General features: G+C 50.9%; 15 protein-coding genes. 3 read left to right on the top strand and 12 right to left on the bottom strand.

Features of this window, described 5'->3' with window-relative positions:
* Positions 1-189 precede the first annotated feature (189 nt).
* Both A3848_RS25105 and A3848_RS25100 read left to right on the top strand, forming a co-directional pair.
* Positions 190-540, top strand: a complete 351-nt coding sequence (locus A3848_RS25105) for a hypothetical protein (RefSeq protein WP_074087589.1) — start codon at positions 190-192, stop codon at positions 538-540.
* A gap of 103 nt (positions 541-643) precedes the next feature.
* On the top strand, positions 644-1,636 hold the full coding sequence (locus tag A3848_RS25100) for a 3-oxoacyl-[acyl-carrier-protein] synthase III C-terminal domain-containing protein (protein WP_074087588.1): 993 nt from the start codon (positions 644-646) through the stop codon (positions 1,634-1,636).
* 115 nt (positions 1,637-1,751) lie between these two features.
* Here A3848_RS25100 and glpK read toward each other — a convergent pair whose 3' ends face one another.
* From glpK to A3848_RS25060, 8 genes are all read right to left on the bottom strand, one after another.
* Positions 1,752-3,245 (bottom strand): glycerol kinase GlpK, encoded by a 1,494-nt coding sequence (gene glpK, locus A3848_RS25095; RefSeq protein ID WP_074087587.1) that lies wholly within the window; start codon positions 3,243-3,245, stop codon positions 1,752-1,754.
* A gap of 127 nt (positions 3,246-3,372) precedes the next feature.
* The gene (locus A3848_RS25090; protein WP_074087586.1) at positions 3,373-4,812 is read right to left on the bottom strand and encodes a HAMP domain-containing sensor histidine kinase; all 1,440 of its coding nucleotides are present in this window, start codon (positions 4,810-4,812) and stop codon (positions 3,373-3,375) included.
* Positions 4,813-5,529, bottom strand: a complete 717-nt coding sequence (locus A3848_RS25085; RefSeq protein WP_020427515.1) for a response regulator transcription factor — start codon at positions 5,527-5,529, stop codon at positions 4,813-4,815.
* 75 nt (positions 5,530-5,604) lie between these two features.
* Positions 5,605-6,867, bottom strand: coding sequence for a cytochrome c biogenesis protein CcsA (gene ccsA / locus A3848_RS25080; protein ID WP_074087585.1), 1,263 nt, complete (start codon positions 6,865-6,867; stop codon positions 5,605-5,607).
* The gene (gene resB / locus A3848_RS25075) at positions 6,864-8,534 is read right to left on the bottom strand and encodes a cytochrome c biogenesis protein ResB (protein WP_074087800.1); all 1,671 of its coding nucleotides are present in this window, start codon (positions 8,532-8,534) and stop codon (positions 6,864-6,866) included. The genes ccsA and resB overlap by 4 nt, the downstream gene beginning before the upstream one ends.
* Before the next feature lie 14 nt (positions 8,535-8,548).
* Positions 8,549-9,073, bottom strand: coding sequence for a thiol-disulfide oxidoreductase ResA (resA, locus tag A3848_RS25070; RefSeq protein ID WP_074087584.1), 525 nt, complete (start codon positions 9,071-9,073; stop codon positions 8,549-8,551).
* Positions 9,074-9,184: 111 nt separating this feature from the next.
* Entirely contained in the window at positions 9,185-9,943 is a 759-nt protein-coding gene (locus A3848_RS25065) for a pseudouridine synthase (RefSeq protein WP_074087583.1), read from the bottom strand.
* 20 nt (positions 9,944-9,963) lie between these two features.
* A complete protein-coding gene (locus A3848_RS25060) occupies positions 9,964-10,308 on the bottom strand; it encodes an N-acetylmuramoyl-L-alanine amidase (RefSeq protein WP_074087582.1) in 345 nt (114 codons plus the stop codon).
* Between the two features lie 95 nt (positions 10,309-10,403).
* On the opposite strand from A3848_RS25060, the gene A3848_RS32480 reads away from it, so the two are divergent.
* Positions 10,404-10,610, top strand: coding sequence for a hypothetical protein (locus tag A3848_RS32480; RefSeq protein ID WP_178382076.1), 207 nt, complete (start codon positions 10,404-10,406; stop codon positions 10,608-10,610).
* Between the two features lie 153 nt (positions 10,611-10,763).
* On the opposite strand, the gene A3848_RS25055 is transcribed toward A3848_RS32480, so the two are convergent.
* The 4 genes from A3848_RS25055 to ytfJ form a co-directional block, all read right to left on the bottom strand.
* On the bottom strand, positions 10,764-11,252 hold the full coding sequence (locus A3848_RS25055; RefSeq protein ID WP_074087798.1) for a spore maturation protein: 489 nt from the start codon (positions 11,250-11,252) through the stop codon (positions 10,764-10,766).
* 52 nt (positions 11,253-11,304) lie between these two features.
* Entirely contained in the window at positions 11,305-11,958 is a 654-nt protein-coding gene (locus A3848_RS25050) for a nucleoside recognition domain-containing protein (protein WP_074087581.1), read from the bottom strand.
* A gap of 33 nt (positions 11,959-11,991) precedes the next feature.
* A complete protein-coding gene (locus tag A3848_RS25045; RefSeq protein WP_178382075.1) occupies positions 11,992-13,200 on the bottom strand; it encodes a D-alanyl-D-alanine carboxypeptidase family protein in 1,209 nt (402 codons plus the stop codon).
* A 254-nt stretch (positions 13,201-13,454) separates the two neighbouring features.
* Positions 13,455-13,970: a GerW family sporulation protein gene (gene ytfJ / locus A3848_RS25040; RefSeq protein WP_074087579.1), complete on the bottom strand. Its 516-nt coding sequence runs from the start codon at positions 13,968-13,970 to the stop codon at positions 13,455-13,457.
* Positions 13,971-13,985: the final 15 nt, after the last annotated feature.

The following is a 13,985-nucleotide window of genomic DNA, read 5'->3' as shown; positions in this document are numbered from 1 at the left end:
ACTTTTTTCTTGCTTATTTGAGAAATATATGATTATATTAGAGGGAAAATATCCCAAAACTATAGTTTTTGTATCGAATCAAGGCGTAAAACCAAAAGTTATTTGGATATATTCTATGACTGAACAACAACGTACAGTCAACATTTCCGTTATACGTTTCACACATTTAATTTTGGGAGAGATGAGCACATGGGTAAATTTATTTTGAAAACCGATTCTGTTAACAAGGTCATTAATATTGAATTAGAAGGCACTTTCTCCAATGAGGATGGTCTCAAATCGATTCAAGCTTATCAGCAGACTGTTAACCCGATCACACCTTCAGAATATGCTCTGCAGATTGACTGCAGAAAACTAAATGTTACTGCTCCTGATGTTGTGCCTCTGCTGGAGGGCTGCTTCATCATGTTCAAAGCAGATGGTTTTGAAAAAGTAAGCCTGACCCTTGAAAATAACCCCATCCTTAAAATGCAGCTCGCGCGCCTCGGCCGCAAGGCTGGACTTGAAAACCTGGACATCACTTCGACAGTTCAATCTTAAGTATTGTTTCAAGGCTCACCAGCCTGAATGATGGTTGAGAAGCAAGTTTTATACAAAACTTGAGGGCGGGAAGAATCGCTCATTAACTTTTAGGAGGATTACCATGGCCGGGATACGGATAAAGGACATTGATATCTATCATCCAAGCAAAAAGATTGGCAACGACTTTTTCATACAGCATTTTGACGAAAAAGGTATTGATATCCGTGGCCTCCTGGCTACTCTTGGCCGTAATAACCGCTATAGCATCGACAGCAATGAAGAGAATTCACTGACCATGGCTTTTGAGGCGGCAAGCAACGTACTGGACAAGACCGGGCTTACCGGGGCTGACATCGACCTGATTGCTTATGCCAGTCAGACTCCTGAATACATCTTCCCGACGAACTCACTTATGATTCATCGTTTAATCGGTGGCGCTTCCCACACCATTTGCATCGACAGTAATGCCAACTGTGCAGGTATGACCGCCTCGGTGGAACAGGTAAGCCGTCAGATGATGGCCAATCCAAGAATCCGTCGCGCGCTGGTGATCGGCTCAGACCACGTTGCTCCGCATGCGGATAAAAACGATCCTGTCTACTATGCCAACTTTGGAGATGCTGCCGCTGCCGTTATTTTGGAGCGGGATGAGAATTCGGTAGGCTTCATTGATTCTATTTACCAGACAGACACATGTGTCTATGGGAACTCGATGTTTCCTGTGGATGGCTTAGCCAACCTTGGACGTGGTGGTGTTGGTGCCGGAGAGTTCAATGTGAAGTTCATTCCATTTGATGACTCCATTTGTGTGGATGCAGCCTCGGAATCGATCAATACATTGCTGAGCAATAATGAGATTGCTCCCGAGTCAATCAAGGCCGCCTGTTTTTCACAGCTGTCCCTCCCAAATATTCGTGCCGTATCCGACAAAACAGGCATCGACACCGATGTAGCGGTCTATATCGGCGATGAATTCGGGTATACTTCGACAAGCAGTCCTTTTGTAGCCCTGCACAAAGCAGTGACTACTGGAATGATTGAACGCGGTGACAAAGTGCTCTTCTGGACCGTTGGCGCAGGCTGGCAAAATGTAGCTTTTGTAATGGAATACTAAACATTCATTCGCGCTTACCTCAAATGGCCCGCAAGCAGATAATCTGCTTGCGGGCCATTTTGCAATTATTCCATCTATAAGTTTACTGCTGTGCTAGCGATTCATCCTATACCCTTTAACGGTGACCTTCATGCTTCTCCCAGCCCATGGTTCGCGAAACAGCATCCTGCCAGGCATGGTAACGAAGCTCACGCTCTGCCGGCTCCATTGTAGGCGAGAATACCTTCTCAGCCTTATTAAAGCTCTCGAGCTGCTCCCGGGTCCAAATCCCTGACGTTAGTCCGGCAAGCAATGCTGCCCCCAGTGCGGTCGTCTCTGCATACATGGTACGTGTAACCTCGCTGCCGAGAATATCCGCTTGAAACTGCATGAGCAGATCGTTGCGCACTGCTCCGCCATCTACCCTCAGTCCGGTGAGCGGCATGCCTGCATCTTTTTCCATCGCACCGATGACATCTCTTGATTGAAAAGCAAGGGATTCCAGGGTAGCCCGCACCAGATGACCTGCTGTAGTTCCGCGTGTCAGGCCAAACACCGCTCCGCGGGCATACATGTCCCAGTAGGGTGCTCCCAGTCCTGTGAAGGCCGGTACTACTACTACACCCTCACTATCTTCCACTTCCCCCGCCTTTCCCTCTGAGTCTGCAGGACCTTCAATCAGCCCCAGGCCTTCATGCAGCCATTGCACTGCCGCTCCGGCTACGAACACACTGCCCTCAAGGGCATAATACAATTCATCTCCCATGCCCCAAGCCACTGTTGTCAGCAGTCCATGGCTGGAGGCTACCGCCTCAGTCCCGGTATTCATAAGGATAAAACAGCCGGTGCCGTATGTATTCTTGGCACTTCCGGCTTCAAGACAGGTATGCCCAAACAAGGCGGCCTGCTGATCTCCCAGCACCGAGCGAATTGGAATTTGGGCTCCAAACCATTTACTGCTTGCTGCTCCGAATTCCCCCCCGGACATTCTAACTTCGGGCAGAATTGAACGCGGTATCCTAAGCTCGTCAATCAGCTGCTCATCCCATATCCGCTCATGCAGATTGTAGAGCATGGTGCGCGAGGCATTTGTCACATCCGTTGCATGCACAGCTCCTCCTGTGAGCTTCCAGATCAGCCAGGTGTCGATAGTTCCTCCCAGCAGTTCTCCTCGGTCCGCGCGCTCTCGCGCCCCAGGAACATGATCCAGAATCCAGGCCAGCTTGGTTGCTGAGAAGTAGGCATCCACTACAAGACCGGTCCTGGCAGCAATCACATCCGCTAGTCCGCGCCGTTTCAGTTCTTCACACTGCTCGGCCGTACGGCGGTCTTGCCAGACGATGGCCGGGTAGATAGGCTTCCCACTGGCCTTCTCCCAGATCAAAGCGGTTTCCCTCTGGTTGGTAATACCAATTGCAGATATCTCGTCAGCAGGCCTCCCGCTTCCTCTTATGGCCTCTCTGGCTGCCGCCAGTTGTGTCTCCCAGATTTGATTAGGATCATGCTCTACCCATCCCGGCCGGGGAAAAGACTGGCTAATCTCATATTGCCCCTGAGAGATCATCCCTGCTTCATAATCGAACAAGATCGCACGCGAGCTTGTAGTTCCTTGGTCTAATGATAAAATCATCTCTATAGGCCTCCTAAAACTGGCTTCGTAAGCATAGCGGTATGTTCCACGATGAACAAGATTAATGTGGTGGTTTCAACAAAAAGCACCTCTGCGGTCAGAGGCGCTGTCATACATTGTCTTGGGTTTACTGTTTTTCGACAGGAAGCCGCAGAATGAACTCGGTTCCTTCGCCCAGCCTGCTGGAAGCCGTGATGGTTCCGCGATGCGACTCAACGATATTTTTGACAATAGCGAGTCCAAGCCCGGTTCCCCCGGTTTCTCCCCGCACTCGGGCTTTGTCCGCTTTGTAGAAGCGTTCAAAAATAAATGGAAGATCCTCCGGAGGAATACCTACTCCTTCATCGCGGATTGCAATCTCCAGATAACGGCGTCCCTCTAATACAGCAGAGCCCGTTAGAACCCTGATGTGTTTATCCGCAGGTGTATGCCGAAACGCATTGTCCAGCAGATTGGTCAGCACCTGCTCCAGCTTGTCTTCGTCAGCCGCTTTGAGAAGCGGTGTGTCGTTTCCGAAGTTCAGGTCGAGGTGGATTCCCCGCTCCTTGGCCCGAACAGAAAATTTGCGGTACACCCGTTCCAGAAGGGCCTCCATATCTACCGGGACCTTCATCATATCGGTGTGTCCGGCTTCCATGCGTGCAAGATCAAGCAGATCCTTCACCAGCCGGCCCATCCGCAGTGACTCGTCATGAATAACTTGAACCAGCTCACTGCTCTCCTCAGGGGAAGAAGCCATGCCGTCCAGTAAAGCTTCACTGTAACCCTGCATCATCGATAGAGGAGTACGGATCTCGTGTGAAACATTAGCAACGAAGTCGCGGCGCATCTTCTCAAGCTTCACCTCTTCAGTCACATCACGCAATACAGCCACTACTCCGCGAATGGCGTCGTCCGAGTATAGCGGAGCCATGTGAACTGACCAGACTCCCTGACGTACATGCACCTGAGAGCGTTGGTCCCCACCCTGACTCAGTGTACTGAAGAACAAGGGCCGTAAGGGAGGTGGTACTGCGCTGTCAATCACCTCTTGCGGATAGAGCTCGGATTCACTCTCCTGCTCCCAGCTCAGATCACTCCACGTCTCCAGCAGAGCCTGGCCATGCGGGTTGGTCAATATGATCTGCCCCTCGACATCAAAGGTGAGCACTGCATCGCTCATGCTGCGCAGAACACTGGACAGATGACCCTTCTCATGATTCAGGCTGCGGATATTTTCTTCCAGTTCTTCCGCCATATGATTGAAGGAGGTAGCCAACTGGCCGATTTCGTCACTGGTCACCAGTGTGAGTCTCGTCCCGTATTCGCCCTTGCGAATGTTATTCGCCGCTTCAATGACCTGCTGCATCGGCTGTGTGATCTTGGTGAACAGGAACAAGGCAAAAAACGTCGTTAAGGAAAACCCTATCATACAGACATAAGTGAACAAGCGTTTGATCGCCCCGGAATTGGCGAAGTTGCTGTCGATATAGGGCAGCAGGAACAACCCCAGTGTGATAAGCACGACAGCAACCAGACAGATGATCGTGATCCACAGCTTCCCGACAAGACTTCTCCAGAATTTCACTTATTTGGGCACCTCTAACTTATAGCCTACTCCCCATACCGTGGTAATCATCGCTGCCGATTCCGGTGATACTTTATTGAGCTTCTCACGAAGTCTTTTGACATGTGTATCCACTGTTCGCAAATCCCCGAAGAATTCATAATTCCACACATCCTTCAGCAGCTCTTCGCGCGAGAACACCTTGTCCGGTGAAATAGCCAAATAATGCAGCAGCTCGTACTCTTTCGGAGTCAGGCTTACTTCCTGGCCGCCGGCGGTTACCCGGTGTGCATCATGTTCAATGATAAGGTGGGGAAATACGATATTGTTGCTGGAATTGCTTTCTTTGGACAAAAAGGCTGTCGCAGAAGAGCGGCGCATAATCGCTTTTACCCGGTAGATCACTTCACGGGGACTAAAAGGCTTGACGACATAATCGTCCGCACCCATCTCGAAGCCTTGCACCCGGTTGATCTCCTCACCTTTGGCTGTAAGCATCAAAACGGGTGTCGATTTGACCCCTCTGAGCCTCGTCAGCACTTCAATGCCATCGATTCCCGGCAACATCACATCCAGCAGAATCAGGCCGTAGTCATTGGCCGTTGCTTTGCGAAGTGCAATTTCCCCGTCTTCAGCTTCATCAATCTCGTAACCTTCTTTTTCAAGATACATCTTAAGCAGGCGGCGAATGCGCTCCTCGTCATCCACCACCAGTATTCTGTTCAAATGCTCTGCCATTTCACAACAACCCCTTCATCAATTACAGTACAACGTTACTCTCAGGTATTAGTGCCTCTTCGGCAGATTGTTGATTTAGTCTGTTCCGGCGTAGGAATGTAGTCCGGCAATCACCAGATTAACTCCAACCAGGGTAAACATTACGACCAGAAAGCCGAGTACGGCGAGCCATGCGGATTTGCGCCCCTGCCATCCGCGGGCCAGCCGCAGATGCAGGTAGGCGCTGTAGAACAGCCAAGTGACCAGTGCCCAGACTTCTTTGGGGTCCCATCCCCAAAACCGGCCCCAGGCCACTTGTGCCCATATCATTGCAAAAATCAAAGCCCCCAGTGTAAAGATCGGGAAGCCAATGGCAATCGCCCTGTACGTAATTTCATCGAGGTCATTCTCATCAATTCCATCCAGGACAGGATGAATCGCTCGGCCCAGCGGTTTGCGGGCAGCCAGACGCAGAATTCCATATAAAATCGCACCGGAAATCAGCGACCAGAGAACCGTATTGAATTTACGTCCGGCATTGACGCCATTCATCCAGGATGGCGCTTCGAAAAGCGGCTCCTTCATTCCAAGAAACGGCTGGAAGCTCTCAATTTCGCTATGGTAAGGTGCCACGATTGGTGGCATTTTATAACTCACTTTCTCTATTGTACTATCTCCCTGCCCGGGGCTGTCAATCGTAACGTTAGAACGAACGAAAACCGTTTCGTATCCTGCGCCGCGAAATGCAAAAACCGATCCAAGGAACCCAATTATAACAATGATTGAGAACAGAGTAAATTCGACCAGACGCTGCTGCTTGCGGTCACTCTTCTCCTTGCTGGAGAAATTCACGGTACGCAGGAGATACATCAGGCCGGCGGCAAAACCAACGGCAAAGAAAGATTCGCCCAGTGCGGCCAGCGTGACATGGATATTCAGATAAATCGATTTAAGTGAAGGGATCAGCGGCTGAACCTCTTGGGGGAATACTGCCGCATAAGCCATGACTATGATGGAGATCGGCACCGCAAAGACTCCAAGAATAATCTTGCGGTATATAGAGAAAATCACGGTAAAAGCTACCATGACCATCATGGATAAAAACGTCATGAATTCGTACATGTTGCTGACCGGAATATGCCCCGAACCGGACCAGCGGGTGAAGAAATAAGCAAGATGACAGACCAGACCCAAGGAGGATGCGATAAAGGCGATCTTTCCCCAGCGGGCAGTATGCTCCTCTGGCTTCCTGCCGGACCATTTCCGGCCCATGATCGCAATGGTGTACAACATGAACGACCCGCTGTATAAAAAAAATGCGGCAATAAAGACGTCACTGCTGAAGTCGAGTAAGCTCATGCCAGGCCTCCCCCGTTGTCCAGAGATTTTTCATCCACGGTCAAATCTGCCTTCGCCAGAATCGAAACGATCTCACGGCGGAAGCCGAACCAATTCTTATTCGTATGGCCTCCGAGTACCAGCTCTCCTTGATCGATAGCCAGCCATATCCGTCTATGCTGCCAGTAGAAGCCAAGCACCAATCCAAGCATGACTATCCCCGCCCCGATCCATACAAAAGGCATCGCCCGGTCCACACGTATATTCAAGTAAGCTGTAGACTCCGAGAAATCCACATCGCTCATGCTGCCCACCTCAAGCTCCAGGAACCGCCCGCTGCCGCCAAGCTTGTCATTGATGGCTTCCATCTGGAACTTTTCCTTGTCTACCTGTTTCGGAAAATAGAAATATTGTTGTCCTCCGGCCGGCAGATCCGGGCCCCTAATCAGGAAAAGGAAGGCCGGAGCATTCGGATAGGGAGATTTGGATACCGGTTGACCTTCATCGTTCAAACCGAAATCCATATATTTCTCTTTTAGTTCCAGCGTATAAGGGCCAGCCTGAAATGTCCGCTGCGGATTTTTCATGTCCAGCTTGAACTTCCCATAGACCTTACCACTCTCAGAATTTGTGAGTTCCGGCTGCACCGAGCGAAGCACCGGGGTGAGGTCATAGTCAAACTGATACGCTTTCAAACCATTGTAGCTGAGCGGTGAATTCACCTGAATATTATGTCTGGCCACCTCCGCCAGCTGCGGCTCCTTCGAGGGATCTGTGCAGTCCGCAGTACATTCATAGAGAATTGCCTTAGTTTCGTAAAGTTTCGGAAGGATTTTGGTCCCGCGGAATTCCTTGGGCATTTCTTCCTCCGTATAGAACTCAACGGTAAACTTCTCGTTCTTGAGATAATAAGTAGTGTCCGGAATCCTCACGGCTTCACCTTGCTGAAAAGCCAGATGCTGATCCATGTTCAGCCCTGGAAGTCCTCTGGCCAATACAGCCAATAAAAAAATAATCAGGCCAATATGTATGACATAAGGCCCCCAGCGGCTAAACCGGTGTTTCTCGGCGAGCAGCGCGCCCCCCTCTGTCCGGACACGGTATCCCTTTTTCTGGAGCGGCTTCACCAGACGTGCGACCCAGGCTTCAGGCTCATCCTGCAGTTCCGTCACAAGCACCACTTTTTGGCGGGTCAGGAACTGCCTATGCTTGCGAATCTTTTGCCGGGTTAACGCCTTGTACAGGGGGAGCACACGGTCCAGGCTGCAAATGACCAGTGAAGCTCCAATAAGCACAAGCAGCGTCACGAACCACCAGGATTCATAGGTGTGCGAAAGGCCGAGTTTATAGTAAATCTCCCCGGCTGTTCCGTACGTTTCTTGATAATAGGTTGATGCATCAATATTGAGAAAAGTGCTCTCCTGGGGAAATACCGTTCCCAGCATGGAGCCTAGCAATGTCAGCACTATCAGGTAAATAGCGATCTTGACCGAAGAGAAAAAATTCCACACCAGGTCGATCACCCCTGGATTCACCCGCTGTGAACGCCGGGCTACACCGTCGTACCGCATTTCCAGATTGTCTGCTGAGAGCTGTTCCTCACCGTCGACCGGCTTGCCACAGGCCTCGCAAAGGACCGTTCCCACCGGATTTTGATGGCCGCATTCACATTTGGTATTAGTAATCAGGGGTCTCTTATCCGTCACGGCTCCACCAGCTTCCTGATCTGGTCGTCAAGCGTGCCGAGATCCAGCTGTCCGATATGAATGCTGTCCACCCTGCCCTTCGCATTAATGAAGAAGGTGGTTGGAAGCGGTGACACGCCATAGCTGCGGACGGCATCGCGGCCGCTATCCATGACCACAGGAAAATTGATATCAACGAGCTTGACAAAATTCTCGACCGTCATCTGATCCTCACCGACATTTACGCCTACAACCACTACGCCCTGATCTTTCCACTTCTCCCACTGTGCCTGCAGTGCAGGCATCTCCTTGACGCAAGGAGCGCACCAGGACCCCCAGAAATTAAGCACCACGGACTTGCCCTTGTATTCGTTCAACGTATGGGTCTGGCCATCAAGCCCGAGCAGTTCAAAAGACGGGGCTTTTCCGCCTTCCTTAGGCTTGCCGTCCCCTCCAAATACCGAGGAACCGATTGCATAACCTCCAAGCAGAAGTATTACGAACAGAATAATGATTTGAACCGGCTTTCTCGCTTTGCCCACACGCCAGGCCCCCTTCTGTGACGCAACTCATTACTTTAGTTGTTAGGTGTGAACATCCTATGAACATTATAACGAATATTGTCACAGTTTTAGGAGGGGGAATTGTGAACTTTATGTGTCTTTGCGGGTTGGGTTAGCTTTCAGCATCCCTGCTTTGGCAATTTGCTGGAGATGATTGATTTCATCCTTGGTCAAATGGCGGTATGAGCCTCGTTTGAGATTCTGCAGCAGGATATCCCCGAAGGAGATCCGTTTCAGACGGATGACGGGATGCGAAATCGCTTCGAACATGCGCCGTACCTGCCGGTTGCGGCCTTCATGGATCGTAATGCTGATGACTGTTTCTTTGTTTACTTCATCAATATCCTTGTATTCAACTTCTGCCGGTGCGGTCATACCGTCTTCCAGCTTGATGCCGGCTTTCAGCTTGTCCAGCGCGGTTCCATGCGGAACCCCCTTGACCGTGGCAAGATACGTTTTGGGCACATGGTGCTTCGGATGCGTGAGCAGGTTAGCAAACTCACCGTCATTCGTCAGCAGCAGCAGCCCTTCCGTATCATAGTCCAGACGGCCTACAGGGTATACGCGTTCTTTGATGCCTTTCAGGTAATCCGTTACCACCTTGCGGCCCTTATCGTCGGATGCGCTTGTAATTACACCCTTAGGCTTATTGAACATAATGTAGATTTTGTTCTCGCCCCGGATTAGTCTACCGGCGACCTTGATTATATCTGTTGCGGGGTCCACCTTCGTGCCAAGCGTAGTTACGAGTTCCCCGTTGACTTCCACTTTACCGGCCAAAATCATTTCTTCACACTTGCGTCTCGACGCTACACCTGCCTGCGCCAATATTTTCTGTAATCTTTCCATTTTCGACTATTCACCTCAGGTTAATGATAACCATCAGCGGGATAAATCACAAGTTCATTCCATGGAAAAAAAGCTCCTGGACAGGTTTTTGTGTGGGTTTCCACCACAAGCGGGTCCATTTGATAACGCGAAGCCAATTCCAATATGAGTTTGCTGGCTGCAAACAGCTGAACCCCGCGCTCAGACACAGGCGGCAATGTATCTTCTTCCCCGAAGTTACCTTCCAGGCAAACATGAACATATTCCGGGTCCGTCAACAGCGGTGCTGCATAAATCGAACCATCTGCGCCTACCCAGAAGTCAAAGCCCTTGCCATTAATGGACGGACAGCGGGAATGATGCAGAATAAAACCTTTATACTCCATCGTCTATCAGACTCCCTCCGTATTGCTGCAATAGCATATGATGTTGGGGGAAGCGGGGTGAGGGGCTGTTTAAAATTCTTTGGGCGGGGGGAGCGTTGACTTGGTGTAACTCCGAGGAACGTTTGGACTTCCGGCCGCTGTTGTCTGCTGATTTCTTTGAATACGCTATCAGCGGTAGAAATCTGCAGACAAAGGCGGTCGCTGACGCTCCTACAGTTCCAAACTTCCTCTCCGTCACTCCGTCAACGCGGGTAGACACCTTTAAAGAAAACAACCCTCACCGGCTCAAAGGGGGAGGGTAAAGGGCTTCAAGCGGCCTTGCAGGTGCTTGAGGAGCTTGTGGGGCCAGCAATGCCGCATTGCTGCAAGGCTTGCTAGGTTTGCTAGGCTGGGACACTAAAATCTTTGCAATGCTTATAAAGCAGGCCACTACCTTAACGGACCAGCAAAAAACATTACCCAAACACCAGGAGACACACTGCAATGGCGGCAATGAAACCGACGATGTCAGAAAAGAGGCCGACCCTAAGGGCGTAACGCCCGTTGCGGATGCCTACGGCACCGAAGTAGACGGTTAGCACATACAGGGTGGTATCGGTGCTCCCCTGGATCGTGGAGGCGATCATACCGATCAGAGAGTCGGGCCCATGGACGCTAATCAGATCTGTGGTGTAAGCCAGCGAGCCGGTACCTGTAAGCGGACGCAGCAAGCCGAGCGGCAATACTTCCGGTGGCACCCCTATCCCTTTAAGGGCGGGTGAGATGAAACTCATGAGAAAGTCTAGTGCACCTGATGCACGAAAAACACTAATAGCGACAAGCATGCCTACAAGATGAGGAATAATTGCAATAGCGGTGCCAAAGCCATCCTTCGCCCCTTCGACAAAGGACTCGTAGACCGGGACCTTGCGTGTAAATGCGTATAATGGAATAAAGGTAATCATGACCGGAATCGCCCAGGCCGAGATCAGGCTGATTAGCTGAAACAAGGCAGTCTCACCCTTTCACGGAGGAATGCGGCAACGCAGATTGTACAGGACGCACGGCAGGCGGCGGCCCTGGCGGCTTGCGGAGCAGAGCCATGCGGCGGCACAGCCTATCTGCCGCAATAGCAGCCAGCGTCGCTACCGCTGTTGCCGCAAGCGTCGTGCCGACAATAGCCGCCGGGTCTGCCGATCCATAATTCAGCCGGATGGCAATCAGCGTCGCCGGGATCAGGGTAATGCTGGCCGTGTTCAATGCGAGCAGGGTACACATCGCCGGAGTCGCGGTCTCCTTGTCCGGATTCAGGGTCTGCAGTTCCTGCATCGCCTTGATACCCATAGGCGTGGCCGCATTGCCAAGGCCAAGCAGGTTAGCACTCATGTTGGAAAGGATGTAGCCGATGGCAGGATGGCCCTTCGGCACATCGGGGAACAGAAAAGAAACAATCGGCCCAAGTACTCTGGCAATTTTTTTTAGCAGGCCTGCATCTTCAGCAACCCGCATAATCCCCATCCAGAACACCAGGACACTGATTAGGCCAAAGCTGACGGTGACCCCGTTCTTGGCACCATCAAAAACAGCGCCTGTAAATGCGTCCATGCGGCCGTTCACGGCCGCGAATACAAAGCCGATGAGGATCATGCCCAGCCAGATCCCGTTAATCATATGAATCCCTCCCCATACTGTACTGTCTTCAGGTCATTTCCTTGTGTCACCCATTTGAAGAAGCGCCCGAAGTGCACTTCCGAATGCCTGCAGCCAATGGTTCACCGGATAGGCACCTGCGCCTGCCGATTCGTATTTTTTCTCATAAGCGGATTGCTCCGGCGGCAGCTGATCCGGCGGATAGACCGGAACTCGGCCTATCTCCTTCCCGCCGAGCTGCAGCACCAGGATTCCTTTGAGTCCAAAGTTAGCACTGCCGCGCGTCCCTTGCTGATCAGCTGCCTTTGATGCTGGATGAAGTACAAGCTTGGTTACAAGCCGCGCTTCCTCACCCTGACCAAGCGGATACGAAAATGTCCGGCCTGTCACAAAACTATAGCCGCTAATTCCTTCACCCCGTTCGATAAGTCTCTTGAGCGGATAGTGATTGAACCCGAAATCCAACAGCGCCGCATGATCATTCCAGTCATCCCCGTCATTCAGCGTGACAGCAACAAGCTGCTGGCCCCCTCGGGTAGCGGAGCTGACAAGGCAGCGCAGCGCCTTCTTGGTATATCCTGTTTTCACTCCGTCTGCCCCCTCATACAAGCGCAGCATTTTATTTTTGTTAAGCCATTTGTAGTCCCATTTCTCATATGGATTGTCAGCTGTTTTCTCCCGGGTTTTGACAACCTTCTTGAATACTGGATTATGCATGGCGTAGGCTGTGAGCACAGCCAGATCATTGGCGCTGGAATAGTGCCCTTCTGCATCCAGCCCGTGCGGATTGGCAAAATGGGTATTATGAAGCCCCAGCTCCTCTGCCTTGGCATTCATCAGATAGACGAAGCCCTCTTCCGTTCCTCCGACATGCTCCGCAATGGCCGTTGCCGCATCATTTCCTGAGCGCAGCATCAGCCCGTACAGCATATCCTCCAGGGTCATTTCTTCTCCTTGTTTCAAATACAGGGATGAGCCCTCTTTGGCAAAGGCATTTTTGCCGACCTTGACCTTGGAATGCAAATCACCGTTCTCTATGGCCACAAGTGCAGTCATGATCTTGGTCAGGCTGGCAATCAGCATAGGCTCGTCCCCACGGCTGCTGTACAGAATCCTGCCGGATTCCACATCAATCAGCGCTGCAGCCCTGGCATGGGTGGAGATGGAACTATTCTCGGCCCTGACGACAGGCAGTGAAGCTGTACCCAGCAGCAGTACGCATAATATAAGGATCAGCGGCAATTTAAATTTTGGTGTATTCATGTTCATCCTCCGGCTTCTTATCAGTTCGCTTGTGTTGTACAAGTGTATGCGGGTCTATGGACGGGTATGTCCTTCTTTATCACAAGCTGAAACGGATACCTTCCTTAATTAAGGACGGTATCCGTTTCAGTGGGAAATAGAAGGATAACTTATAGCGTGTACCATAGAAATTCTTACATTTTCACAAAAAGGGACATCGCCGTTTAAGCGATATCCCCCACGACTGCTATTCCATTTGAAGCGAACCTAAACAACTAATGCGTGGACGAATCCGAAACGACCGTCTCGTGCTTGATCACTTCTTTTTTGACCACAGGGGTTGGTACCACTTCTGCACCTACAGGAGTACCATTTTGCGAGCCATTTTGTGAATTATTTTGGAACATAGTTTGAATTTTGTCAATAAGCCCTGGGGTGGCATCGATAATTTTCTCAAACAAATGGGTTTGATTATCCAATGGCACAATGTGCACACCTTCCTTACCAACTACAAGAAAAGCGATCGGACGAATGGATACCCCGCCGCCGCTACCGCCTCCGAACGGAAGCATTTTAACGCCGGACCCCGTGCCATTAACACTCGGTGCATCATCTTCCACACGGAAATCACTGCCGCCTGCGGCAAAGCCGAAGGCAACTTTACTGATAGGCAGGATCACACTGCCATCAGGGGTTTCTACCGGATCGCCAACAATCGTATTGACATCCACCATTCCTTTAATATTTTCCATAGCGGTCTGCATGAGACCTTGAATCGGGTGATCTGACATCTAAGTACTCCTCCT

Origin of the sequence: Paenibacillus sp. P32E (genome assembly GCF_001909085.1) — a bacterium.
GTDB lineage: Bacteria > Bacillota > Bacilli > Paenibacillales > Paenibacillaceae > Paenibacillus_AQ > Paenibacillus_AQ helianthi.
This window is presented reverse-complemented; position numbering and strand designations above follow the sequence as displayed.

Excerpts from the sequence above, each read along its gene's own strand:
- A3848_RS25105 (WP_074087589.1), top strand. The coding sequence starts at position 190 with ATGGGTAAATTTATTTTGAAAACCGATTCTGTTAACAAGGTCATTAAT.
- ccsA (WP_074087585.1), bottom strand. The coding sequence starts at position 6,867 with ATGAGCTTACTCGACTTCAGCAGTGACGTCTTTATTGCCGCATTTTTT.
- A3848_RS25100 (WP_074087588.1), top strand. The coding sequence starts at position 644 with ATGGCCGGGATACGGATAAAGGACATTGATATCTATCATCCAAGCAAA.
- ytfJ (WP_074087579.1), bottom strand. The coding sequence starts at position 13,970 with ATGTCAGATCACCCGATTCAAGGTCTCATGCAGACCGCTATGGAAAAT.
- A3848_RS25065 (WP_074087583.1), bottom strand. The coding sequence starts at position 9,943 with ATGGAAAGATTACAGAAAATATTGGCGCAGGCAGGTGTAGCGTCGAGA.
- A3848_RS25085 (WP_020427515.1), bottom strand. The coding sequence starts at position 5,529 with ATGGCAGAGCATTTGAACAGAATACTGGTGGTGGATGACGAGGAGCGC.
- A3848_RS25050 (WP_074087581.1), bottom strand. The coding sequence starts at position 11,958 with ATGATTAACGGGATCTGGCTGGGCATGATCCTCATCGGCTTTGTATTC.
- A3848_RS25045 (WP_178382075.1), bottom strand. The coding sequence starts at position 13,200 with ATGAATACACCAAAATTTAAATTGCCGCTGATCCTTATATTATGCGTA.
- A3848_RS25060 (WP_074087582.1), bottom strand. The coding sequence starts at position 10,308 with ATGGAGTATAAAGGTTTTATTCTGCATCATTCCCGCTGTCCGTCCATT.
- A3848_RS25055 (WP_074087798.1), bottom strand. The coding sequence starts at position 11,252 with ATGATTACCTTTATTCCATTATACGCATTTACACGCAAGGTCCCGGTC.
- glpK (WP_074087587.1), bottom strand. The coding sequence starts at position 3,245 with ATGATTTTATCATTAGACCAAGGAACTACAAGCTCGCGTGCGATCTTG.